At 69.8% G+C, this 22,722-nt stretch carries 24 protein-coding genes and 1 tRNA gene; 5 read left to right on the top strand and 20 right to left on the bottom strand.

The window, feature by feature from the left end; genetic code table 11:
- The first annotated feature begins 11 nt into the window (after positions 1-11).
- Positions 12-995: a helix-turn-helix transcriptional regulator gene (locus QC283_RS36385; protein WP_279566065.1), complete on the top strand. Its 984-nt coding sequence runs from the start codon at positions 12-14 to the stop codon at positions 993-995.
- Here the strand turns inward: QC283_RS36385 and QC283_RS36390 are convergent.
- The 7 genes from QC283_RS36390 to QC283_RS36420 form a co-directional block, all read right to left on the bottom strand.
- Complete coding sequence (locus QC283_RS36390) at positions 958-2,001, bottom strand: helix-turn-helix transcriptional regulator (protein ID WP_279566066.1); 1,044 nt, start codon at positions 1,999-2,001, stop codon at positions 958-960. The genes QC283_RS36385 and QC283_RS36390 overlap by 38 nt on opposite strands.
- A gap of 151 nt (positions 2,002-2,152) precedes the next feature.
- Positions 2,153-3,271 (bottom strand): sugar ABC transporter substrate-binding protein, encoded by a 1,119-nt coding sequence (locus QC283_RS36395; protein ID WP_279566067.1) that lies wholly within the window; start codon positions 3,269-3,271, stop codon positions 2,153-2,155.
- Between the two features lie 174 nt (positions 3,272-3,445).
- Positions 3,446-3,901, bottom strand: coding sequence for a heat shock protein transcriptional repressor HspR (locus tag QC283_RS36400; RefSeq protein WP_279566068.1), 456 nt, complete (start codon positions 3,899-3,901; stop codon positions 3,446-3,448).
- Positions 3,902-3,906: 5 nt separating this feature from the next.
- Entirely contained in the window at positions 3,907-5,112 is a 1,206-nt protein-coding gene (gene dnaJ / locus QC283_RS36405) for a molecular chaperone DnaJ (RefSeq protein ID WP_279566069.1), read from the bottom strand.
- Positions 5,113-5,145: 33 nt separating this feature from the next.
- Entirely contained in the window at positions 5,146-5,862 is a 717-nt protein-coding gene (gene grpE, locus QC283_RS36410) for a nucleotide exchange factor GrpE (RefSeq protein WP_279566070.1), read from the bottom strand.
- Entirely contained in the window at positions 5,859-7,712 is a 1,854-nt protein-coding gene (dnaK, locus tag QC283_RS36415) for a molecular chaperone DnaK (protein ID WP_279566071.1), read from the bottom strand. The genes grpE and dnaK overlap by 4 nt, the downstream gene beginning before the upstream one ends.
- 95 nt (positions 7,713-7,807) lie before the next feature.
- Positions 7,808-9,106: an MraY family glycosyltransferase gene (locus QC283_RS36420; RefSeq protein ID WP_336620685.1), complete on the bottom strand. Its 1,299-nt coding sequence runs from the start codon at positions 9,104-9,106 to the stop codon at positions 7,808-7,810.
- Between the two features lie 240 nt (positions 9,107-9,346).
- On the opposite strand from QC283_RS36420, the gene QC283_RS36425 reads away from it, so the two are divergent.
- Both QC283_RS36425 and QC283_RS36430 read left to right on the top strand, forming a co-directional pair.
- Complete coding sequence (locus QC283_RS36425; RefSeq protein ID WP_279566072.1) at positions 9,347-11,629, top strand: (Fe-S)-binding protein; 2,283 nt, start codon at positions 9,347-9,349, stop codon at positions 11,627-11,629.
- Positions 11,630-11,845: 216 nt separating this feature from the next.
- A complete protein-coding gene (locus QC283_RS36430) occupies positions 11,846-12,868 on the top strand; it encodes a YIP1 family protein (protein WP_279566073.1) in 1,023 nt (340 codons plus the stop codon).
- 72 nt (positions 12,869-12,940) lie between these two features.
- Here QC283_RS36430 and QC283_RS36435 read toward each other — a convergent pair whose 3' ends face one another.
- Positions 12,941-13,438, bottom strand: coding sequence for a phosphoribosyltransferase (locus tag QC283_RS36435; protein WP_279566074.1), 498 nt, complete (start codon positions 13,436-13,438; stop codon positions 12,941-12,943).
- A gap of 28 nt (positions 13,439-13,466) precedes the next feature.
- Complete coding sequence (gene dcd, locus QC283_RS36440; RefSeq protein ID WP_279566075.1) at positions 13,467-14,042, bottom strand: dCTP deaminase; 576 nt, start codon at positions 14,040-14,042, stop codon at positions 13,467-13,469.
- A gap of 564 nt (positions 14,043-14,606) precedes the next feature.
- Between dcd and QC283_RS36445 the strand changes: the two genes are divergently transcribed.
- Positions 14,607-14,680, top strand: a tRNA-Gly gene (locus tag QC283_RS36445).
- A gap of 89 nt (positions 14,681-14,769) precedes the next feature.
- On the opposite strand, the gene QC283_RS36450 is transcribed toward QC283_RS36445, so the two are convergent.
- The 11 genes from QC283_RS36450 to QC283_RS36500 form a co-directional block, all read right to left on the bottom strand.
- Positions 14,770-15,939, bottom strand: coding sequence for a tyrosine-type recombinase/integrase (locus QC283_RS36450; RefSeq protein WP_279566076.1), 1,170 nt, complete (start codon positions 15,937-15,939; stop codon positions 14,770-14,772).
- Positions 15,939-16,157: a helix-turn-helix domain-containing protein gene (locus tag QC283_RS36455; protein WP_279566077.1), complete on the bottom strand. Its 219-nt coding sequence runs from the start codon at positions 16,155-16,157 to the stop codon at positions 15,939-15,941. The genes QC283_RS36450 and QC283_RS36455 overlap by 1 nt, the downstream gene beginning before the upstream one ends.
- Complete coding sequence (gene repSA, locus QC283_RS36460) at positions 16,151-17,548, bottom strand: replication initiator protein RepSA (protein WP_279566078.1); 1,398 nt, start codon at positions 17,546-17,548, stop codon at positions 16,151-16,153. Before repSA ends, QC283_RS36455 begins: the two co-directional genes overlap by 7 nt.
- A gap of 89 nt (positions 17,549-17,637) precedes the next feature.
- Positions 17,638-17,955: a SpdD-like protein gene (locus tag QC283_RS36465; RefSeq protein WP_279566079.1), complete on the bottom strand. Its 318-nt coding sequence runs from the start codon at positions 17,953-17,955 to the stop codon at positions 17,638-17,640.
- A 23-nt stretch (positions 17,956-17,978) separates the two neighbouring features.
- Positions 17,979-18,134 (bottom strand): hypothetical protein, encoded by a 156-nt coding sequence (locus QC283_RS36470; protein ID WP_279566080.1) that lies wholly within the window; start codon positions 18,132-18,134, stop codon positions 17,979-17,981.
- An 11-nt stretch (positions 18,135-18,145) separates the two neighbouring features.
- Positions 18,146-18,337 (bottom strand): mobile element transfer protein, encoded by a 192-nt coding sequence (locus QC283_RS36475; RefSeq protein WP_007388789.1) that lies wholly within the window; start codon positions 18,335-18,337, stop codon positions 18,146-18,148.
- Between the two features lies 1 nt (position 18,338).
- Positions 18,339-18,533 (bottom strand): hypothetical protein, encoded by a 195-nt coding sequence (locus QC283_RS36480; protein ID WP_279566081.1) that lies wholly within the window; start codon positions 18,531-18,533, stop codon positions 18,339-18,341.
- A gap of 19 nt (positions 18,534-18,552) precedes the next feature.
- Positions 18,553-19,221 (bottom strand): DUF2637 domain-containing protein, encoded by a 669-nt coding sequence (locus tag QC283_RS36485; protein WP_279566082.1) that lies wholly within the window; start codon positions 19,219-19,221, stop codon positions 18,553-18,555.
- A gap of 84 nt (positions 19,222-19,305) precedes the next feature.
- A complete protein-coding gene (locus QC283_RS36490; protein ID WP_279566083.1) occupies positions 19,306-20,661 on the bottom strand; it encodes an FtsK/SpoIIIE domain-containing protein in 1,356 nt (451 codons plus the stop codon).
- A gap of 3 nt (positions 20,662-20,664) precedes the next feature.
- Entirely contained in the window at positions 20,665-21,021 is a 357-nt protein-coding gene (locus QC283_RS36495; protein ID WP_279566084.1) for an SCO3933 family regulatory protein, read from the bottom strand.
- Between the two features lie 139 nt (positions 21,022-21,160).
- On the bottom strand, positions 21,161-21,940 hold the full coding sequence (locus QC283_RS36500; protein WP_279566085.1) for a GntR family transcriptional regulator: 780 nt from the start codon (positions 21,938-21,940) through the stop codon (positions 21,161-21,163).
- Positions 21,941-21,958: 18 nt separating this feature from the next.
- On the opposite strand from QC283_RS36500, the gene QC283_RS36505 reads away from it, so the two are divergent.
- A complete protein-coding gene (locus tag QC283_RS36505) occupies positions 21,959-22,423 on the top strand; it encodes an NUDIX hydrolase (protein WP_279566086.1) in 465 nt (154 codons plus the stop codon).
- The last annotated feature ends 299 nt before the right edge of the window (positions 22,424-22,722 follow it).

The following is a 22,722-nucleotide window of genomic DNA, read 5'->3' on the forward strand; positions in this document are numbered from 1 at the left end:
GGAGGGCCCGCGTGACAGCAGAGGTACACCACCACGGACCAGAGGAGTTGTGCCAGGCAGGCCTGGACCTCTATGCCCGCGCACTGCGTGAAGGGTATGTGTCCGGTGCCGAGGCAACATCCACGCCCTGCCTGGTCGACAACGGCATACTCCACCCCTCCATCGAGGACCTACGCAGACTGGAACCCGTGCCGCCAACTGTCGCACTGCAACGCCTGCTTCGCTCCTCAGATGAGCGCATCGTCGGTGAACGTCGCCGCGGCGAGCGCCTCGCCGACGCCTTCGAACCCCTCATACGGCTCGAAGGGCCAGCCACTGCGAGCAAGGAAACTCCGCCCCTCAGACTCCTCAACAGCAAGGAGCGAGCGGGCCTGGCCATCACCGAGGCCATGGCCGAGGGCACAGAGCAACTCCTGACCATCCAACCGCACGACGGTCTCATCACCGGGCCTTTCCACTACCACGAAGCAGCCATGCAAAGGGACCAGGCGTTCATCGACGGCGGTGGTCGTGTTCGCGCTCTGTACCAGCACACCGTGCGCCATGCCCCTCTGATCATCGGGCGCTACGAGCGCCTGACGGGCGACGTGGAGGCCCGCACCCTCGACGAAGTGACCGAGCGCCTCATCATCGTCGACCGCACGGTCGCCTTCATCCCCGCCAGCGCCGACCGCACCCTCGCCCTCGAAGTCCGCCACCCCGCCCTCGTCGCCTACTTCATCAACACCTTCGACCGCCTCTGGCACCTCGCCACCCCCATGCACCCCCAAGCCGTCCGCCAGCCCACCCTCAACGGCATCACCCCCCGCCAACGCGCCATAGCCGCCCTCCTCATCGAAGGCCACACCGACACCGACATCGCCGACCGCCTCGGCATGAACGTCCGCACCGCCCGCGTCCACATCGCCAAACTCGCCGCCACCCTAGGCAGCGAAAGCCGAGCACAACTCGGCTACCTCATCGGGCAGTCGGGGATTCTGGACCAGGAACCCTGACGGGGGCGGCCGGCGCCGTGCCGCGCGGGGAGCCGTCCAGGCCCGCTTGGGCGATGCGCACCCCCAACTGCGTGCGGCTGGTCGCGCCCAGGGTCTCCGAGAGGCGGGCGATGTGGGCGCGGGCCGTGCGGACACTTATGCCGAGCCGTTCCGCGATCACCGCGTCCTGGTGGCCCTCCGCCAGCAGCGCCGCGATGGACTGCTCGCGGTGGGAGATGCCCTCGATGCCGGTGTCGGGAAGCGGGACGGTCAGGGGGATCGCCAGGCGCCAAAGGCGTTCGAAGACCGTGACCAGGTAGGCGACCAGAGCGGGATGCCGTAGCTCCAGGGCCATCGTGCGCTCGGTGTTGGCGGGGACGAAGGCCACCGTGCGGTCGAAGAGGATGAGGCGGTCGATGACCTCGTCGAGGGTGCGGGCCTCCACCGTGTCGCCCATCAGCTCCAGGTAGTTGAGCAGGCCCTGTCCGTGCCGGGCGACGTGTGTGTACAGGTCCCGCATCCGCACCCCGCGCCCGCGCAGCGCCAGCGCCCGGTGCAGCCCCTCCGACAGCTCGTGCTCACGCCGGATGCCGCCGGGCTGGACGGTCAGCACCTCCGTCGTACACGCCTGCGTCGCCTCGTCCATCGCCGCCTGGATGCGGGCCAGGCCGTCCAGGACCCGGATCGCCGTGCCCTCGGCACCGGCCACCGTCTGGATCTGCCGGCCGAGGCCCGCGTACCACTCGAAGGCCTCCACCGCGGAACCCACCCGCCGCTGACTGGCGCTGACCTCGTCGTGGACCCCGCGCAGCAGGCGGGTCATGACCTCCTGCGGGGAGGTCGGCACCAGCCAGTCCATGTCGTCGGGGTCGGGGTGCAGCAGGGCCAGCTCCAGCAGGCAGGGCACCGAGTCCGCGTCCCGGCGGGGCAACCGGCCGCGCCGTACGGCCCGGGAGTACACGCGGTCCCCGGCCGCGCACAGCCGGTCGGCACCGTGTGGATGCTCATCCGCCCCGTGCCCGGCCATCGCCCATCCCACCCCCGGTTCCGGCTCTTTCCGCAGCGCAACTATGCGCGGCCGGGACCGGGTCCGCAACACGGCTCCGCACGGGGCAACGGCTGAAAAATGTTGGTTGCCACCGGTATGCCCGGGATGGTGTGCCGGGCCCGGTCCGGGACTACTTCAGCCCGATCTCCGCGCACTCCTCCGCGTACTTGGCGGTGCAGATGTCGGAGACCTTGTAGAAGCCGTCCGCGACGACGGTCTGCTCGATGTTGTCCTGGGTCAGGGCGACGACCGGGACGAGCTGCGCGGGGATGCCCTTGTGGGTGGGGCTGTCGACCTTCTCGCGGGCGAGCGCGTCGAACTGGATGTCCCGGCCCTGGATCCGCGCCACGGCCATCTCCGCGGCGCTCTCGGCCTCCTGCGGGTAGGACTTGTACACGCTCATGTACTGCTCGCCGGCGACGATCCGCTGCACCGCCGTGAGTTCCGCGTCCTGGCCGGTGATCGGCGGCAGGTCGGTGGCGCCCGCGTCCTCCAGGGCCTTGATGATGCCGCCCGCCATGCTGTCGTTGGCGGAGTAGACGCCCGCGATGTTCTTCAGGCCGACCTTCTCGATCGCCTCGATCATGTTCGCCTCGGCGTTCTGCGCCTTCCAGTCCTTGGTGTCGAAGGACTGGGCGATCGTCACCTTGCCGTTCAGCTCGGCCAGCGCACCCGCCTTGAACTGCTTGGCGTTCGGGTCGGTGGACGAGCCGTTCATCATGACGATCTTGTCGGAGCTGTCGGCGCCTTCGCCGAGCGCCTCGATGAGGGAGCGGCCCTGGACCTCGCCGACCAGCTCGTTGTCGAAGGAGATGTAGGCGTCGACCGGACCCTCGGCCAGCCGGTCGTAGGCGATGACCGGGATGCCGGCGTCGTCGGCGTTCTGCACGCTGGTACTGATGGACTTCGCGTCGACCGCGTCCAGGACGATCACGTCGACCTTGTCGTCGATCATCTGCTGCATCTGGGCGGCCTGCTTCGAGGCCTTCCCCTCGGCGTTGGCGTACTTGACGTCGCCCTGCTCACGCGTGAGCTCGGCGACCTTCGCCTTGAAGAACGGGTAGTCGAAGTGCTCGTACCGCGTGTTCTCCTTCTCCGGGAGCAGCAGGCCCACAGTGATGTCGTTGCCCTTGGTCGGGCTTGCCTCGTCACTGCTCTCCGACGCGCCCAGCACGCCACAGGCGGCCAGCGAAAGGGTCATCATGGACGCGGCCACGGATATGGCGATACGACGGGCACGGCTGTTCACTGCACTTACCTTCCGACACACGGGCGTTGTGGTGACCCAGGTGAAGGAAGCCAACGCTGTCTTCACTAAATCGTCAAGAAGTACTAGACCAATGAGACAGCACCGTTGCGAACAGGCCCGGAGGTTCGGTCGAATCTCCGGGCCTGTCGTCGCCGTTCTGCCTTGTGCGGCCGGTCAGTCGGGGGACTGACCGTGCCGCTTGGGCCGCCACACCACCAGGGCGCTGGTCTGCTGTACCTCCTGGTACGGAACCAGGTCGCGGCGGTACGAGGCGTGCACCGCCGCCTCGCGCTGGCGCATCGCCGTGGCCGCGCCGTCGAGGGCGTCCTGCAGCTCGGCCATGCGGGCCTGGAGGGCGGCGACCTGGTTCTCCAGTTCGATGATGCGCTTGATTCCGGCCAGGTTGATGCCCTCGTCCTGCGACAGCTGCTGCACCGTGCGGAGCAGGTCGATGTCGCGGGCCGAGTAGCGCCGGCCGCGGCCGGCGGTGCGGTCCGGGGAGACCAGGCCGAGGCGGTCGTACTGGCGCAGGGTCTGCGGGTGCAGGCCGGAGAGCTGGGCCGCCACCGAGATGACGTAGACCGGGGTGTCCTCGGTCAGTTCATACGGATTGCGTCGACGACCGTCCATCTCCGTCATGCTCCCTTCGCGGCCTGGAACAGCTCCGCCCGCGGATCCTCGTCCGCGGTCGCCTCGCGATACGCCTCGAGCGCATCACGAGCCTTCCCCGTCAGGTCCTTCGGAACACTCACCTCCACGGTGACCAGAAGGTCACCGCGGGTGCCGTCCTTACGGACCGCGCCCTTGCCCCGGGCGCGCATGGTGCGCCCGCCCGGTGTGCCCGCCGGCAGTTTCAGCGTGACGGGCGGGCCACCCAGGGTCGGGACCCGGACCTCGCCGCCGAGGGCGGCCTCGGCGTAGGTGACCGGGACCGTGACGGTGAGGTTGTCGCCCTTGCGGCCGAAGACGGGGTGGTCCTTGACGTGGACGACCACGTACAGATCACCCGCCGGGCCGCCCCGCTCGCCCGGCGTGCCCTTGCCGCGCAGCCGGATGCGCTGTCCGTCCGACACCCCGGCCGGGATGCGGACCTGCATCGTCCGGGAGGACTTGGCGCGTCCGGAACCCTTGCAGACGTCGCAGGGGTCCTCCGCGATCAGACCGCGGCCCTTGCAGTCCGGGCACGGGTCGGTGAGCGAGAAGCCACCGCCCGAACCCCGGGCGACCTGACCGGTGCCGACGCAGGTCGGGCACACGCGCGGCGTGCCGTTCTTGTCGCCGGTGCCCGAACAGGCCTTGCAGGGTGACTGCGAGGACATCCGCAGCGGGACCGTCGCGCCCTCGATGGCCTCCATGAAGCTCAGGGTGACCTCGGACTCGATGTCCTGGCCGCGCCGCGGCTGGGTCCGCGTGCCGGTGCCGGCGCCGCCGGCTCCGGTGCGGTTGAACAGGCCCCCGAAGACGTCGCCGAGCCCGCCGCCGAAGCCGCCGGCTCCGCCCTGGCCCCCGCCTCCGCCCTGGGCGCCGCCTCCGAAGAGGTCGCCCAGGTCGAAGTTGAAGGTGCCGCCGCCGCCCGCGCCCGGCCCCGGTCGGAAACCGCCGTTGCCGAAGAGGCTGCGGGCCTCGTCGTACTCCTTGCGCTTCTTGGGGTCACCGAGGATGTCGTTGGCCTCGGAGATCTCCTTGAAGCGCTCCTCCGCCTTGGCGTTCCCCTTGTTGGCGTCCGGGTGGTACTCGCGGGCGAGCTTCCGGTACGCCTTCTTGATCTCGGCCTCGGTGGCGTCCTTGGGGACGCCGAGGACCTTGTAGTAGTCCTTCTCGATGAAGTCCTTGGTGCTCATCCCCGACGTCCCTCCTCTCCGGTCACTTCGAGCTCAGCCCTCCTCCGGGCCACCGCTCTCCTTGTTCCCGGTGTTTCCGGCGTTCCCGGCGTTCCCAGTACTTCCGGCGCTGCCGGCGTTCTCCGCGGAGTCGGCCTGTGCCTCGGTGCTCTCCTCGGCCGGCTTGGCCGGCTGCGCGCCCGGCTGCGGCTCGGCGACCGCCACCCGCGCGGGGCGGATGGTGCGCTCGCCGATCCGGTACCCGGGCTGCAGAATCGCCACGCAGGTCGTCTCCGTGACGTCCGGCGCGTAGGAGTGCATCAGGGCCTCGTGGATCGTCGGGTCGAAGGGCTCGCCCTCCTTGCCGAACTGCTGGAGGCCCATCTTGGCGATGACCGCTTCCAGCGACTCCGCGACGGACTTGAAGCCGCCGACGAGTTCGCCGTGCTCCCGGGCCCGACCGATGTCGTCGAGTACGGGAAGCAGCTCGGACAGGAGGTTCGCGACGGCGACCTCCTTGACCGCGACGCGGTCCCGCTCGACCCTGCGGCGGTAGTTCTGGTACTCGGCCTGGAGTCGCTGGAGGTCCGCCGTACGCTCGTTCAGCGCCGTGCGTACCTGGTCCAGCTGGGCCACCAGGCCCGCGTTCTCGCTTGCGTCCCCGGCCGGGGCCGCCCCCTCTTCGGAGGCGGCCTTCGGCTCGGCGTCGTCAGGGGTGGCGCCGGAAGGGACGTCGGGCTTCTCCTCGAAACCCGGGGTCTCCTCCGTCACGCGGCACCGTCCTTGCGCTCGTCGTCCACGATCTCGGCGTCGACGACGTCGTCGTCGCCACCCTTGTCACCGGGGGCACCGGCGCCCGGGGCCTCGCCGCCGGCGGCCTGCGCGCCCTGGGCGTCGGCGTACATGGCCTGGCCCAGCTTCTGCGAGACGGCGGCGACCTTCTCCGTGGCGGTGCGGATCTCGGCGCTGTCCTCGCCCTTGAGCTTCTCCTTCAGCTCGGCGACGGACTCCTCGACCTCCGTCTTGATCTCGCCGGGGACCTTGTCCTCGTTGTCCTTGAGGAACTTCTCGGTCTGGTAGACGAGCTGCTCGCCCTGGTTGCGGGACTCGGCGGCCTCGCGGCGGGCGTGGTCCTCCTCCGCGTACTTCTCGGCCTCCTGGCGCATCCGGTCGACCTCGTCCTTCGGCAGCGAGGAGCCGCCGGTGACGGTCATCTTCTGCTCCTTGCCGGTGCCGAGGTCCTTCGCCGTGACGTGCATGATGCCGTTGGCGTCGATGTCGAAGGCGACCTCGATCTGCGGGACGCCGCGGGGCGCCGGCGGCAGACCGGTCAGCTCGAACATACCGAGCTTCTTGTTGTACGCCGCGATCTCGCGCTCGCCCTGGTAGACCTGGATCTGCACGGAGGGCTGGTTGTCCTCGGCGGTGGTGAAGATCTCCGAACGCTTCGTCGGGATCGTCGTGTTCCGTTCGATCAGCTTGGTCATGATGCCGCCCTTGGTCTCGATACCGAGGGACAGCGGGGTGACGTCGAGGAGCAGGACGTCCTTGACCTCGCCCTTGAGGACACCGGCCTGCAGGGCGGCGCCGATGGCGACGACCTCGTCCGGGTTGACGCCCTTGTTGGCGTCCTTGCCGCCGGTCAGCTCCTTGACGAGCTCGGCGACGGCGGGCATCCGGGTGGAGCCACCGACGAGGACGACGTGGTCGATCTCGGACAGCTGGATGCCGGCGTCCTTGATGACGTTGTGGAACGGCGTCTTGCAGCGCTCCAGCAGGTCGGACGTCAGCTGCTGGAACTGGGCGCGGGTGAGCTTCTCGTCCAGGTGCAGCGGGCCCTCGGCGGACGCCGTGATGTAGGGCAGGTTGATCGAGGTCTCGGTGGACGAGGACAGCTCGATCTTGGCCTTCTCGGCGGCCTCGCGCAGGCGCTGGAGGGCCATCTTGTCCTTGCCCAGGTCCACGCCGTGGCCGGACTGGAACTGCTTGACCAGGTAGTCGACGACGCGCTGGTCCCAGTCGTCACCACCGAGGTTGTTGTCACCGTTGGTGGCCTTCACCTCGACGACGCCGTCGCCGATCTCCAGCAGCGAGACGTCGAACGTGCCGCCACCGAGGTCGAAGACCAGGATGACCTGCTCGTCCTTGTCCAGGCCGTACGCCAGCGCGGCGGCGGTCGGCTCGTTGACGATGCGCAGGACGTTGAGGCCCGCGATCTCACCGGCCTCCTTGGTGGCCTGGCGCTCGGCGTCGTTGAAGTACGCCGGGACGGTGATGACCGCGTCGGTCACCTTCTCGCCCAGGTAGGACTCGGCGTCCCGCTTCAGCTTCTGCAGCACGAAGGCGCTGATCTGCTGCGGGTTGAAGTCCTTGCCGTCCAGGTTGACCTTCCAGTCGGTGCCCATGTGGCGCTTGACCGAGCGGATGGTCCTGTCGACGTTCGTGACCGCCTGGCGCTTGGCCACCTCGCCGACCAGCACCTCGCCGTTCTTGGCGAAGGCGACGACGGACGGCGTGGTCCTGGCGCCCTCGGCGTTGGTGATGACGGTGGGCTCGCCGCCCTCCAGAACGCTGACGACGGAGTTAGTCGTGCCCAGGTCGATGCCGACCGCACGTGCCATGGTGAATAACCTCCAGCTGACTTGAGTGGAACAGGCTCAAGTGTGCACGACGCCCGTCGCTGGGTCAACAGAGGTGAGTCGAGGTCACTCAACTCTTATCCTTTCCTTACGCGCAACGACGCGCTGACCTGCGCGTTCTCCTCACTCCCGGCCTGGCGAACCGGGAAAACCGTCGCCCGGAAGGCCGCACGAGCCGGTGCGCCCGTTGCCCCGGGGGGCTCCTGAGGCCACTCCGGGGACCACTCCTGAGGCCCCTCATGAGGCCGCTCGTGAGGCCGCCCCGGCGATTCGGGCGACCCCGACTGCCCGGACCGCGCCCGCCGCGCCGCCCACCCCGGCGGTTCCGTCCGCCCCGTCCGCACCGGCGGTTCCGTCCGTTCCGTACGAGGTCCGCCGATCCGGGTCCGGACCCCCGTCCGCCGCTTCCGAGGCGCGTAGACCCGCACCCGCAGCAACGCCGCCACCACGGCGACCGCTCCGCCCGCCACCCACAGCAGCGGCGTCCTTCCCGCCCAGCCGGTGTGCACGAGCACGCCCACGAGTACCCCGCAGAACGAGGCCACACCGAGGACCACCACCGCGCCCTGCGGAGTGAGCCCGAGCCGCCGCAGGCGGTGCGCGAGATGGTCGGGTCCGCCGCGCAGCAGGGGCCGGCCCGCCAGCCGGCGCGAGAGGAGTACGAGGACGGCGTCGACGCCCGCCGGAGCGGTCAGCGCGAACAGCACCCCCACGCCGGTCCCGGGCTCGTGCCCCGCCCGGGTGAACACGGCCGACGCGGCGAGCACGAAGCCCGCGAAGAGCGACCCGCACGCGCCGAGCGCGATCCGCGCGGGGTGCCCGTTGTGCAGCAGGAACCCGGCCAGCGCGGCGGCCAGCGCGCTCAGCAGCCCCGCCAGCCCGTCCATCAGCTCCGCCGCGGCGCACGCGCCGACACCGAAGGCGGTCACCACACCCACTGTCCCGGCCACCCCGTCCGCGTGGTCGAGCCCCCGGAAGGCGACGGCGACCAGCGCGATCCAGCCCACGGCGAGCGTCCCGGCCACCGGCCCGGTCACCTCGTACGGCACCACGCACGCCGCCGCGACGGCCGTACCGGCGATCAGCCACCGCCGCCGCAGCCGCCAGACGTCGGCGGCCAGGCCGAGGGCGCCGACGGCCGCCGCGGCCACGAGCAGCCGGCCGACCCCCGTACCGAGGGGCACGGCACCGGTCCGGTCCCCCGCCCACGCGACCAGCCCGGTCACGAGGGCGACGGCCACACCGCCGAGCAGGGGGACGGGCCGCTGCCGTCGCCGGTCGACGAGGGAGAGGCGCAGGGCGGGCCTCCTCAGCAGCGCGGCGAGCAGGGCGGCGAGGAGAAAGGAGGCGGTGGCTGCAGCGATCCCGTAGAGCACGGCCACAACCTATGCCGGGAACAGGCTGAATATCATGATTTGCGATGAATGGCGCGTCCGACTCAGCGAGACCCCGGGACCGGACGCCAGGCCCGCCGGTCAGGGTTGCCTCAGCGACGCAGATCACCGCACGTCCGGCTACAGTGCGGCGGAGGATGGGGGTACTCTCAGACGAACTGAATAAGTTACCGCTTAGTAATACCGCCCCCTCGTAACCTCGCAGGCCCGAGGAGCCCCAAAATGCAACTCGCCGCGATCATCGTGTCGCTGGTCCTGATCGTGGTCGGCGTCGCACTGTTCGGCCGCGCCGTCCTGCAGATCTACAACTCCATGCGGCTCGGCCAGCCCGTACCGGCCGGCACGCGGACCAACGAACCCGCACAGCGCACCATCACCGTGGTCAGGGAGTTCCTCGGCCACACCCGGATGAACCGCTGGGGCATCGTCGGGGTGGCGCACTGGTTCGTGGCGGTGGGCTTCTTCTCCCTGCTGCTGACGATCGTCAACGCGATCGGCCAGCTGTTCGAGGCCGACTGGATCCTGCCGGTCATCGGCGACTGGGCCCCGTACAACGTCTTCGTCGAGTTCATCGGCACGATGACGGTGCTCGGCATCCTGGTCCTGATCGGGATCCGCCAGCTGAGCAAGCCGAACAAGCCGGGCCGCAAGTCCCGCTTCGCCGGCTCCAACTTCGGCCAGGCGTACTTCGTCGAGGCCGTCATCCTCATCGTCGGCGTCTGCATCTTCATGCTGCACGCGCTGGAGGGCGCCCTCCACCACGTGGACGGCTACGAGGCGTCGTTCTTCATCTCGTACCCGGTCGTCTCCGCGCTCCAGGACCTGGACGTCTCCACGCTCCAGAACCTCGTCTACCTCTTCGCCGGCCTGAAGATCGCGACCTCCTTCATCTGGATGATCACGGTCGCCCTGAAGACCGACATGGGCGTGGCCTGGCACCGCTTCCTCGCCTTCCCCAACATCTGGTTCAAGCGCGACGCGAAGGGCGGCACCGCTCTCGGCGAGCTGCTCCCGATGACGTCCGGCGGCAAGGCGATCGACTTCACCGACCCCGGCGACGACGACGTCTTCGGTGTCTCCCAGGTCGAGCACTTCTCCTGGAAGGGCCTGCTCGACTTCTCCACCTGCACCGAGTGCGGCCGCTGCCAGTCGCAGTGCCCCGCCTGGAACACGGGCAAGCCCCTCTCCCCCAAGCTCCTGATCATGTCCCTGCGCGACCACGCGCACGCCAAGGCCCCCTACCTGCTGGCCGGCGGCGGCAAGACGATGGAGGGCGAGGAGAAGGCGTCCGAGGAGCAGCTTGCGGGCGTGCCCGCGGCCGCCCTCGCCGAGGCCGAGCGTCCGCTGGTCGGCACCGCCGAGGAGAACGGCGTCATCGACCCGGACGTCCTGTGGTCCTGCACCACCTGCGGCGCCTGCGTCGAGCAGTGCCCCGTCGACATCGAGCACGTCGACCACATCGTCGACATGCGCCGCTACCAGGTCATGATCGAGTCGGCGTTCCCGTCCGAGGCGGGCACGATGCTCAAGAACCTGGAGAAGAAGGGCAACCCCTGGGGCCTGGCGAAGAAGCAGCGCCTGGAGTGGCTCAAGGAGCTGGACTTCGAGGTCCCGGTCGTCGGCAAGGACATCGAGGACCTCACCGAGGTCGAGTACCTGTACTGGGTCGGCTGCGCCGGCGCCCTGGAGGACCGCGCCAAGAAGACCACCAAGGCCTTCGCCGAGCTGCTCCACATCGCGGGCGTCAAGTTCGCGATCATGGGCGGCGACGAGAAGTGCACCGGCGACTCCGCCCGCCGCCTCGGCAACGAGCCCCTCTTCCAGGAGCTCGGCATGGAGAACGTCATGTCTCTCAACGCCGCCTTCGGCGAGGAGATGGACGAGGACGGCAAGGTGCTGCCCGAGTCGGCGAAGCCCAAGTCGGCGAAGAAGATCGTCGCCACCTGCCCGCACTGCCTCAACACGCTCGGCAACGAGTACCCGCAGCTCGGCGGCGACTACGAGGTCATCCACCACACCCAGCTGCTCCAGCACCTGGTGGACGAGGGCAAGCTGCTCCCGGTCACCCCGGTCGAGGGCATCATCACGTACCACGACCCGTGCTACCTGGGCCGCCACAACAAGATCTACACGCCTCCGCGCGAGATCATCGCCGCCGTCCCGGGCGTCCGCAACGAGGAGATGCACCGCCACAAGGAACGCGGCTTCTGCTGCGGCGCCGGCGGCGCGCGGATGTGGATGGAGGAGCGGATCGGCAAGCGCATCAACAACGAGCGCGTCGACGAGGCCCTCTCGGTCAACCCCGACATCGTCTCGACGGCCTGCCCGTTCTGCCTCGTCATGCTGACCGACTCGGTCAACGGCAAGAAGAACGACGGCAAGGCCAAGGAGTCCATCCAGGTCGTCGACGTCGCCCAGCTCCTGCTGGACTCCGTCAGGACCCCGGCCGACCCGGCGGGCGAGCCGGAGACGGAGAGCGAGCCGACGCCGGAGCCGGTGAAGTAACCGGCCCGTCCTCCTCGCCCCGACGCCCCCAGGTTCCGTACGGACCTGGGGGTGTCGCCGTACACCGATACGCCGCTGCCGACGGGCGCCCCCCTCAGGGAGCCCTCCGGAGACCTTGGGGGGGATCCGCCGGGAGGACCTCGGGAGAGCCCTCCGGGAAGTCTCGGGGAGACCCCGGGGAGTCCTTGGGGAGTCCTCGGGGAACACCCGTAAGGGATGTCACAGCTCAGCCGCAAAGGGCGCCCCGAAGGGCCGGTCCCGGCACGTCACTCTCCGGGACCAGGTACGTTCGAAGGCGTGGCTGGATTCAGGATCGGACGCGGCCGGGACAACGGCGCTCCTCACGCGCGACCGCAAAACCCTCCGTACGGACAGCAGGCGCCCCAGGGACCGTCGTACGGCGGTCCGGCGACGCCTCAACAGCCGTACCCGCAGCAGCCGTACGGGGGTGGCGGCCCCGCCCCCGGCGGGCCGACGTGGCCGCAGCCGCACGGCTCAGGACACGGTGAGCCGGAGTACTTCGGCGACGGCGGCCACCCCCAGGGCGGCCCGCACCACCCGCAGGGGGGCCAGGCCCCGTACGACCCGTACGCGGCGAACAACCCGGGCCACACCCAGGCGTTCACGGTCGGCGACGACCCCTACAACCAGGGCGGGACCTACCGCGCCGGCTCCGCCCCGCCGCCCGGCCCGGTCGGTCCCCGCCTGCACTGGAAGGCTTTGCTGAGGGGTGTCGTCCTCGCCCCCAACCAGACCTTCCTTCAGATGCGGGACTACGCGATGTGGGTCCCGGCGCTCATCGTGACGTTCCTCTACGGCCTGCTGGCGGTCTTCGGCTTCGACGGCGCCCGCGAGGAGGCGATCAACGCCACCCTCTCGAACGCGATCCCGATCGTCCTGACCACGGCCGTGGCGATGGTGCTGAGCGCGTTCATCCTGGGCGTGGTCACCCACACCCTGGCCCGCCAGCTCGGCGGTGACGGCGCCTGGCAGCCCACGGTGGGCCTCTCCATGCTCATCATGTCGCTCACGGACGCCCCGCGTCTGGTCGTCGCGATGTTCGCCGGCGGCGACGCGCCCTTCGTCCAGATCCTCGGCTGGGCCACCTGGGTCGCGGCCGGCGCCCTGCTGACCCTGATGGTCGGCCGCTCCCACGACCTGCCCTGGCCGAAGGCGCTCGGCGCGTCCGCGATCCAGCTGATCGCACTGCTGTCGATCGTGAAGCTGGGCACGTTCTGACGCCTGACGGACATACGGAGGGCCCCCGGCATCTCGATGCCGGGGGCCCTCCGTATGTCCGTGTCCCCGGGATCAGGCGTCGAGCACCTGTCCGGCCCGCCGCACGACGGGCTCCTGAACCGACCACGGGAAGTTGATCCAGTCGTCGGTCCGCTTCCACACGTACTCGCACTGGACGAGCGAGTGGGACTTCTCATAGATCACGGCGCTGCGGACCTCGGCGACGGTGTCCAGGCAGAAGTCCCGCACCAGCTTGAGCGTCTTGCCGGTGTCCGCGACGTCGTCGGTGATGAGGACCTTCTTCCGCGAGAAGTCGATGACGTTGGGCACGGGGGCGAGCATGACCGGCATCTCCAGCGTGGTGCCCACGCCGGTGTAGAACTCCACGTTCACGAGGTGGATGTTCTTGCAGTCGAGGGCGTAGGCCAGCCCGCCCGCCACGAAGACCCCGCCACGCGCGATGGAGAGCACTATGTCGGGCTCGTACCCGTCGTCGGCGACGGCCTGCGCGAGCTCGCGCACGGCGACGCCGAACTGCTCGTAGGTCAGATTCTCCCGAACATCACTCATGCGCGCGTCCCGCCTGCGTTCTCGCTGGTCATACCTGGGTCCGATGGAAATTGAGGAAGGACCGCGAGGCCGTCGGCCCCCGCTGTCCCTGGTAACGGGACCCGTACCGCTCGCTCCCGTACGGGTGCTCGGCCGGCGACGTGAGCCGGAACAGGCAGAGCTGCCCGATCTTCATCCCCGGCCACAGCTTGATGGGCAGGGTCGCGAGATTGCTGAGCTCGAGCGTCACATGTCCGGAGAAGCCGGGGTCGATGAACCCGGCGGTGGAGTGCGTGACGAGTCCGAGGCGCCCGAGCGAGCTCTTCCCCTCCAGCCGCGACGCGAGGTCGTCGGGCAGTGAGACGACCTCGTACGTACTGGCCAGCACGAACTCACCGGGGTGCAGGATGAACGGCTCGTCCCCCTCCGGCTCCACGAGCCGGGTCAGGTCCGTCTGCTCGACGGAGGGGTCGATGTGCGGGTACCGGTGATTCTCGAACACCCGGAAGTAGCGGTCGAGGCGCACGTCGATACTCGACGGCTGCACCATGGAGTCGTCGAAGGGATCGATGCGGACCCGCCCGGAATCGATCTCGGCCCGGATGTCCTTGTCTGAGAGAAGCACGCACCGAGGATACGCAAGGCGCGCGGAGCAGCGACAATCGCCGCCGCACCGCGCGCCCGGTCCTACTGGGTCCTTACGAGTCCTACTGGGTTCCGCTGGGGGTCTCCCTTGCGGGAGACCCGCTACCGCTTCTCCGAACCCACCGGCACGGCACTCCGCAGCCGCGCACACCGCGGACATCGGACGAGCCGACCAGGGCCGAGTCGCTCGGCCTGCTGCATCGGGAACGAGGCGGCGGTGAACACGTGCCCATCGGCACAGCGGAGGACGGTGCGATCCATCAAGTCCTTCAAGTCCCTTCCCCAAGAGCCGCGTCTGGCTTACTACCCTGACGACAAAAGCCACAGTACGGGATCAAAGAGACGACTCTCCAGGCGGCACTCCGGCCCTCCCGGCCCCACTCCCGGACCTGCCGCCGGGCCCCCACCGTACGCCCCAACTCCGGCCTCCCGCAGCCGCATCACCCCGCCCGAAACGCCCACCCGCCCCACGGCGCGGACACCGTGGGGCGGGGATGGGGTAGAGTGAGCGAGAGTCGAGGCACCGACCGTGGTCGGCGTCTACGCGGGTGTAGTTTAGTGGTAGAACATCAGCTTCCCAAGCTGAGAGTGCGAGTTCGATTCTCGTCACCCGCTCCAGCAGAAACCCCCAGGTCATTGACCCGGGGGTTCTTTGTTGTCTGGACCAGTGGGCAGGCTGCGCACCACAACCGCACCATAAGGACGCGCTACCCGGTCCCGGGCTGGTCCTTGTGGTGCGCGTCGTCGTCGCCGGTGTGGTTCTTCGCACGCTCGGCCCGCACCATGTCGTCGAGCCCCGAAGCCACGTCGCGCTGCCGCTCCTCGTCGGAGTGCTGATAGATCAGCGCGGCCTTCTCGGACGACTGGCCGGCGCGGACCATCGTGTCCTTGAGGGTGGCTCCCGAACGGGTCGAGAGCGTGTGCCCGGTGTGCCGGAGATCGTAGAAGCGGAACCCCTCCGGGAGACCGGCGACCGTGCGGGCCCGTCGCCACTTCCGCCCGAACGAGGTGCGCCGGAAGGGTGCGCCCTTCTCACCGACGAAGACCAGACCGTCCGGCTCCTTCTCGGCGAACCACGCGAGGTGCTGCCTCACCTCCTTGTGCAGGAAGGCCGGGAGCACGACGGCCCGGACACCGGCATCGGACTTGGTCTCACCGGGAGCGCGTTTGCCGTTGGTCCGCTCCGGCTCCGCGACACGGACGCGGATCACCATGTGGTCGAGATCGACATCCCGGCGGCGGAGGCCGGCCAGCTCCTCGGGGCGCATCGGGCCGTACGCGCCGAGGTAGACCATCAGGCGCCAGCGGATGCCGATCGCGTCGGCGAGGGCGTCGACCTGGGTGACGGTGGCGATACGTCGTTCAGCGGCGGATTCCTTGCCCGCGCCCTTGATACGGCAGGGGTTGCGGCTGATCAGGTCGTCGTCGACGGCCGTCTCAAGGATGCCCTTGAGGAGGCGGTACGACTTGGCGACGGTCGTCTTGGCGGCGGTGGTGCGGAGCCGCTCAGCGCGCCACTCGCGCACGCGGGGTGCCGTGATCCCGTCCAGGTCGAGCGGGCCGAAGGTCGGGAGGATGTGCAGGCGGAGGAGGTGGCGGTACAGGTCCTCGGTACGAACCGCCAGCTCCCGTTCCTCGACCCACTTCTCGGCGTAGGTACCAAAGTTGACCGCACCGGCGTCGGGCGCGCGCCAGTCCCCGCGGCTGAGGTCTGCCTCTACCTGGGACAGCCAGATCTCGGCGTCCTTCTTGGTCTCGAAGGTCTCTTCCGCACGGTTGCGCTCCCCGTCGGGCCCGAGGTACGAAGCCGTCCACCGGCCGGACCGGTACTGCCGCACCGCACCGAAGCGCCGACGCCTTCCCTTCCTATTGGCCATCAGGCAGCCCTCCACAGCCCGGCACGTCGGAGCCTCACCGGTTCCACGGTGTGGGCGTCCACGTACGCCTCTACGGCGCTCTCGGGGATGCGGACGTGCCGGCCGACCTTCACGAAGGTGATGCGGCGTTCCTCGATGAGGCGGCGGGGGAAGCGGACGCCCGTACCGAGGCGCTCGGCGACCTGGTCCACGGTGAGGAGGCGGTCCACGGTCACCACTCCTTCTCGTCGGCAGACAGCGCGGCCAGAGCCTCACGGGCGGTCTCCCGGTTGAGTCGGATGTCCCGAGCGATGGTGGCGGCGAGAGCGGACTCACCCGGAGTGTGGCCGTGCCCGGCGTACTGCCAGTCGGTAAGGACGAGGACGGTGTCCGGCTCGCGGTCGTCCAGGCCGATACCCCCGGCGTCTTGTGCGGCGCGGTAGTCGGCGCGCGCCTGGCGGAGGGTGCCGAGGGTGGTGGAGTAGTGGCGGGACTTGGAGGAGAAGTGACCACGGAAGCCGAGCATGTGCGCCCAGGCCCAGAGGCGCCGGTCCGGGTACAGGCCGTCCAGGTCACGGCACGCGGTGATCAGTCGGCGGGTGTGGTCCGGGACCCGGTGGCGGTCGAGTTCGGAGAGTTCCCCGATGCGGCGGTCAAGGGTGCCGGTGTTCTCCGCGGCTTTCGTGGAGTACTTGGCGACGTACGAGGCGACGGCCTGTTCGGTGATGTCGGAGCCGTCCCCGAACGCCCTCACCGGCCGGACGTCGAGCTGTGTGCCCCAGCGGAACGACCGGGCCGGCTGGTCCCCGGCGGCCGGTACGGAGACCGAGGTGTAGGAGTGGGCCGCAGCCGCACCGATCGCATCGGCGAGGACACCGACCGTGGCCCACGCGGGCGGCGGCGTTCCGGGACCCTCCGGTCCGTCGAGCCGGATCACCGCATGGAAGTGCAGGGCACCACGCTTCTGGAACTCAGCGACCTTGCCGTACGAAAGGCGGACGTGGTCGGCGAGTTCCCGGCGGGGAAGGCCGGCGCGGGCGGCGAGTTCGCGGCGCAGGCGGGTGGTGAAGCGCTGCCAGAGTTGCCCAGCGTGGTTGTTGAACAGCACTGCGCCCGCATAGTCGTACGTCGCCGGGTCGAGGGCGGTGCCCAGTTCAGGCGCGTCGAGAGCGTGGCCGGTGCCGCAGCGGCAGACGCCATGGTCGGGACGGTTGTGGACCGGGCCGAACGACGGCGCGGTGAGGGTGGCGAAGACGCGCGGGTGATCGCGGACGGTGGCGGGGATGTCGCGGCGGTCGTCACCGGCGAGGCCGGCGCGGATGAGGTGATAGGTGTCGCCCGCGTAGGTCCAGGCGCAGGCCGGGCAGCGGGAGGCACGGCGGTTGCCGCAGGCGACGCGGAGGCGTCCGCCGGGCTCGTCGGCGGTGGTGTAGTGGTGCAGGGTCTCGCCGGTGGTCTTGTCCTTGTGGAGGGTCCAGCCGGTGAGGTGGATGGGGTCGGAGCAGCCGCCGGTGCGGCGGATCTGGTCTTCCCATCGGGTGTAGTCGGAGGACGAGGCGACGCGGAGGAGGTCTCCGAGGGTGATCGGGTCGAGCAGAGGCTCAGGCGCGGACAGGGCGCGATGCGCCATGCTGGGTGCTTCCTTCCGGTTGTGAGATCGGTTGGGGACGGCGCCCGGGCGGCGGATGCTTGGCGGTATCGAGGCCGCCCGGGGGCCGGTCAGCGTCGTTTGGCGTCGGCGTGGACGAGGGAGCGGATCACCAGGGCGCAGACGGCGACCGAGGCGCCGGTGATGGCGACGGCCAGGAGCATCGAGACCAGGACGGCGCCGACGACCAGGACGACGGCCGTTCCGCCGCCGACGAGGGCGAGGGCGGTGCCGGGGGTGAGCTGCACCGTGGGCCGGGACGGCGCGGGAGCGACCGGAACAGGGGGCGGAACCTGCTCGCTCGGCACGACGGTGGTCGGCTCCACGGTCACGGGCGGCATGAGGTGGCCGGCGGGCGTGGGGTTGGCCGGGATCTTGGGACGGAACATCGGTGTTCTCCCTTCGGGTCGTGTTACTTGACGAAGCCGTTGACGACGGGGGCCAGCACGCTGTCGGCGATGAGGAAGCCGCCGAGGAGGAGTACGGCGATGAGCCACCAGGGCGGGCGGATGAGCTTGACGCCGAGGTAGCCGACGGTGAGCAGCGCGAGCCAGAGCGGGACGTCCATCGGTCGGTCTCCTAGCTGACGCGGCAGCGGTGAGTGCGGGCGGCGAGCTGGGCGGCGGACTGGCTGGAGTAGTCGGCGGACCAGCCGCAGCGGTCGTTGGTGCACACGGCGGCGTGTTTGGTCTGGCCCCGGCGGTCTCGGTGGGTGCCGATCTGCACGGGGCCGATCCGCATGACGGAGTGGAAGAAGTCGCGGGCGGGCATGTCAGCCGGTCTCCTCTCGGGTTGCGGTCGGGTCGGGGAAGGTGGCGCGGATGCCGGCGGCGGTGGCCGGGTCGGTGGTGCGCTGGGCGGCTTCCTCGGCGAGCAGGTGGGCGAGGTAGGGCCGGTCGGCGGCGGTCATCTCGCGAGCACTGTCGAGGTAGTCGGCTGCGGTCAGATCGGCCGGGTCACGGAGCACGGCATGTCTGCCTTCCGGGTCAGGTGAGTTGGGCGGCGATAGCGTCGGCAAGGTGCGAAGGGACGCCGAGGCGGGCGCGGAGGGTGTCGGTGTCGATCCGGGCACCGGTGCGGGCGTGGTGGTCATCGGCGACTTTGCGGGCGTGGTCGACCAGCGCGGCCGGGACCGGCACGGCGGAAGGCAGGGCCGGGGTTTCCTCGGCCTCCGGGACGGTGACGGGTTCGGGCGCCCGGGCCGGCTCAGTGACGGGGGCCGGTCCGGGCCCCATCTCGGGTGCGGAGTCCGGGGCCGGGGCGGTAGGTGCCGGCGGGGCCGAGGGGGGATCCGCGGGCGAGTGGGCGAGGAGGGTGCCACCCATGAAGGCGAGGGCGGGCCAGGCGGCGACGAGGATGCGCAGCCAGGCCGGGACGTCGTCGAGGTCGAGGAGTCCGGCGGTGGCGACGTTGGCGCCGAGCGATGCGACCAGGGCGATGAGGAACCAGCACCAGGCCAGCCGGGACGGCCCGTCGGCACGCAGCCGTCGCCAGGCGGCGACCAGGAGCAGGTCGACAGAGACGGGATAGGCCCAGGCTTTCCAGCCGGTCTGTCCGGCAGCGGCGGCGAGGTCGTGCAGGTGGGCGAAGGACAGTGCCCCGGCGATGACGGCCTGGACGAGTACGGCGTCGACGCGGAGTGCGGGGCGGGCCATCACGGCTCCTTCCTGTGAGCAGGCATGGCGGGGGTAGGGACCCGGCGCGAAGGGCGGTCGCGCCGTCCGTGGGAGGGGTAGGTGTCAGGCGGTGGCGGGGGCGGTCTTGGACAGCGGCACGCGGGCCGAGGGCAGCGGAGCAACCGCGGGCCGGAAGGGCGCGAGGGCGGGCAGCTCGGGGGTGCGGTCAGCGTGCTTGTTGCAGACGTTCACGGCCTGGCGCAGCGTGGTGTGCGGGGCGCGGATGCGGTGCCAGCCGCCGGTGGAGTCCCCGGCGATGGCGATTCCGCGTGTCTCGGCGGGGATCTGGATGGCGGCGAGGACGGCGTCCGGGGCGATGTCGCCGAAGGCCATGTTCGCGGACGTCTCGTCGTTGACGCGGTGGGCGGTGCGGCCGGTGAGCTGGGCGCGGAGCATGGTGATGCCCTTGCCGAGTTCGGAGCCGAAGCGCTGCCCGCAGATCTCCAGGTAGACGCCGGCCGCACGGCCGAGCTGGGCGAGGCGGACGAGGGCGGTGATGATCCGGTCCCTGCGCTTCTCTTCCTCCTTGCTGGCGAAGAGAGCGAGTTCGGCGACCTCGTCGACCAGGACGACGACCGGCACCGGCCGCAGGTCCTCGGGCAGGTCCCAGATGTCGGCGGCGATCTCCGCATCCGGCACGGCGACGCTGATCCGCTGCTCGGCGCGGATGAGCTGATACACGTCCTGCATGTGGGACACCAGCGCCTCCAGCAGCTCCAGCGCGGTATCCGGGTTGTCGGCGAGCGCGGAGAACCGGCGGGCCAGCGGGAACAGCTCGACCCCTTGCTTGCAGTCGATGCCGACCAGCGCGACGTGGTGCGGGGCGAGCCCGGCCACGAGGTTGCGCTGATAGACAGACTTGCCGGACTCCGTAGCGCCGAGGGTCAGACCGTGCGGGACGGCGCGGTAGTCGCGGTAGTGCACCGAGCCGTCCTCCCGCAACGCGACCGGAACGCGCATCGGTCGGGTGTCGGTCTTGGCCGGCATCTGCACCCGCTTGAGCACGTCGTAGCCGGTCATCCGGATCTCGACCACCCCGGAGCGCAGCTCACGGGAGGTGACGCCGTACATCCCGAAGGAGTGGCGCAGCCGGTCCGAAGCGGCGGCGACGTCGAAGGCGTCCTGTCCCGGGCGGAGTTTGAGCCGAAGGACCAGGCCGGTGTGGGTGGGCCGCAGCCGCAGGATGCGCGGCGCGCGCGATTCCGGTGCCGGGCGGTTGGCCATCCGGGCCAGCATGAGGCGCCAGCGCGAGGGCGGGACCGTCAGCCCGCAGGCCTCCATGACGGAGGCGTAGCGGACCAGGACGCGCACGACAGCGAAGGTGACCCCGAAGGTCATCCAGTACCAGGCGGGACGCCGCCACCGCAGGAGACCCGCAGCGGCGACGACCACCAGCAGTAAGACCGTCGGCCACGTCATGGCTCAGGCCGCCTTCGAGCCCGTGCCCGTGGTGGCCAGCGAGGTGACGGCGACCGCGCGGAAGGCGATGCCGTGCCGCTTCTGGCCGTTGAAGTCGTTCTCCCACGGCCGGGCGATCAGACCCGTGAGCGCGACCGGGGTGCCCATGGTCAGCTCACCGGAGATGCCGGTCTCCGGAACGGTGACGGACAGGATCTCGACTTCATCGTTGGCCGCGAACATCACGTTCACGGTCATCAGCTTCGCGCCGGTCTCGGCGTCGAGGGCCAGTTCGCCGGTCCGGCGGTCCTTCACCTTCGGCTCCGGGGTCTTGGCGACCATCACGACCGCAGCGGAGGTATCGACGGGGATCTGACGCACAGCGGATCACTCCTCTATAGGTGCTGGACTCTGTCACTCATGTATATGAGTGACATGAAGAAGAGTGCACCACTCCTGTACATGAGTCAACCCGCCGCGACACCGAAGTCACGACGGGTTGCGAGAAGTTGAGCGAGCGTCAGTCGGCCGCAGGGATCCGGTACTCGAAAACGAACTGGTCAGCGGCCATGAGCGTGTCGCAGACCTCCACCACGACTCCGGCGGTCGTACGGGCCTCCCGGATCAGGTGAACCACCGGCGCACCCGGACTCAGCGCCAGCTCGGAGGCTTCCGCCTTGGAGGCCGGCCGCGCTTGCAGCGTCTCGACGAACTCCGCGAACTCATGCCCGTGGTCTTCGAGTCGGGCGTAGATGCCACCGCCGCCGGGGTTCTCGGCGAACAGCTCGGGGATGTCCTTGACGACGTCCCACGGGAGGTAGGAGGAGGCGGTCTCGACCGGGGTGCCGTTACGGAAGTAGAGACGCCGCCGGGCGAGCACCTGAGTGCCGGCGGGGACACCGAGCCGCTGGGCGGTATCCGCGGGGGACTCCATGGGCCCGATGTAGAGGACGCTCACCTTGGCCGTGGCGCCGGACTGCGCAGACTCCGCGAGATAAGCGGCCTTACCCCCCTGGCGGAGCGAGCGCCGGAAACGGTCGGAGGAACGGTGCCGCACCGGCGGCCGGTCCTTCACGATCGAGCCCTTGCCGTGCCGGGTCTCGACGAGCCCACTCGCCCGCACCTCGACCATGGCCTTACGGATCGTGCCCCCGGACACGCCGTAGCGGTCCACCAGCTCCGATTCACTCGGCACCATGTCACCGGGCTTGAGCACACCCGCCCGGATCTGCTGCACAATCTCGTCCGCGATCTGCACGTACCGAGGCCCGGACCTGCCCCCCTCTACCGCAGTTCCCATAGTCCTTCTCTGCCTCCTATGCTCCTGTACATGAGTCAACCACAGGAAGCAACGTCGACGCCCCTGCACTCCGTGTCAGTAGCCGGGGTAGTGGTGCGCGAAGACGGCCGCCTCCTGGCGATCCGCCGAGCCGACAACGGCACCTGGGAACTCCCCGGCGGTGTGCTCGAACTGGACGAGACCCCGGAAGCCGGCGTCGCCCGCGAGGTCCTGGAAGAGACAGGCATCCAGGTCGAGGTCGACGAACTCACCGGTGTCTACAAGAACACCACCCGAGGCATCGTCGCCCTGGTCTTCCGGTGCAAACCCTCCGGCGGCGTCGAGCGCACGTCCAGCGAGTCGACAGCCGTCTCCTGGCTCACGCCCGACGAGGTGAGTAAGTACATGGCCGAGGTCTACGCAGTCAGGCTCTTGGATGCCCTGGACGGCAACGGTCCCCACGTACGAAGCCATAACGGCAAGCACCTCATCCCAGCGGGATAAGACTTTCCCTACTTCATCAAGGCCCGCGCACGGCGCGGGCGCGCGCCGCCTCTACGGCGCGGCCCGCCTCCTGTCTTCGCCCCGGCTGGCCGCGCCCGGCGGCGCGCTCGGCGACTGCGGGCATGAAGGTGGGAAGACACCCTCTGTGGCTGGGGCGGTCGGCTCCACGGCTTTAGAGGCCGTTCTCTTTCCGAATGCCGTGTGCGGATTCCGCTGGTCAGGCATGAGATTGCGGCTGTGGCGGGAGTCTCGACTCGTTGCTGATCGAGTCGGTGGGGGTGGCGGATGCCGTCGATGCG

It is taken from the genome of Streptomyces sp. DH41, from assembly GCF_029813785.1.
Classification (GTDB): domain Bacteria; phylum Actinomycetota; class Actinomycetes; order Streptomycetales; family Streptomycetaceae; genus Streptomyces.

Coding starts and splice junctions, on each gene's coding strand:
- QC283_RS36390 (WP_279566066.1), bottom strand. CDS start 2,001: ATGGCCGGGCACGGGGCGGATGAGCATCCACACGGTGCCGACCGGCTG.
- QC283_RS36400 (WP_279566068.1), bottom strand. CDS start 3,901: ATGGACGGTCGTCGACGCAATCCGTATGAACTGACCGAGGACACCCCG.
- dnaJ (WP_279566069.1), bottom strand. CDS start 5,112: ATGAGCACCAAGGACTTCATCGAGAAGGACTACTACAAGGTCCTCGGC.
- dnaK (WP_279566071.1), bottom strand. CDS start 7,712: ATGGCACGTGCGGTCGGCATCGACCTGGGCACGACTAACTCCGTCGTC.
- QC283_RS36425 (WP_279566072.1), top strand. CDS start 9,347: ATGCAACTCGCCGCGATCATCGTGTCGCTGGTCCTGATCGTGGTCGGC.
- QC283_RS36430 (WP_279566073.1), top strand. CDS start 11,846: ATGTCACAGCTCAGCCGCAAAGGGCGCCCCGAAGGGCCGGTCCCGGCA.
- QC283_RS36435 (WP_279566074.1), bottom strand. CDS start 13,438: ATGAGTGATGTTCGGGAGAATCTGACCTACGAGCAGTTCGGCGTCGCC.
- QC283_RS36450 (WP_279566076.1), bottom strand. CDS start 15,939: ATGGCCAATAGGAAGGGAAGGCGTCGGCGCTTCGGTGCGGTGCGGCAG.
- repSA (WP_279566078.1), bottom strand. CDS start 17,548: ATGGCGCATCGCGCCCTGTCCGCGCCTGAGCCTCTGCTCGACCCGATC.
- QC283_RS36465 (WP_279566079.1), bottom strand. CDS start 17,955: ATGTTCCGTCCCAAGATCCCGGCCAACCCCACGCCCGCCGGCCACCTC.
- QC283_RS36470 (WP_279566080.1), bottom strand. CDS start 18,134: ATGGACGTCCCGCTCTGGCTCGCGCTGCTCACCGTCGGCTACCTCGGC.
- QC283_RS36475 (WP_007388789.1), bottom strand. CDS start 18,337: ATGCCCGCCCGCGACTTCTTCCACTCCGTCATGCGGATCGGCCCCGTG.
- QC283_RS36485 (WP_279566082.1), bottom strand. CDS start 19,221: ATGGCCCGCCCCGCACTCCGCGTCGACGCCGTACTCGTCCAGGCCGTC.
- QC283_RS36490 (WP_279566083.1), bottom strand. CDS start 20,661: ATGACGTGGCCGACGGTCTTACTGCTGGTGGTCGTCGCCGCTGCGGGT.
- QC283_RS36500 (WP_279566085.1), bottom strand. CDS start 21,940: ATGGGAACTGCGGTAGAGGGGGGCAGGTCCGGGCCTCGGTACGTGCAG.
- QC283_RS36505 (WP_279566086.1), top strand. CDS start 21,959: ATGCTCCTGTACATGAGTCAACCACAGGAAGCAACGTCGACGCCCCTG.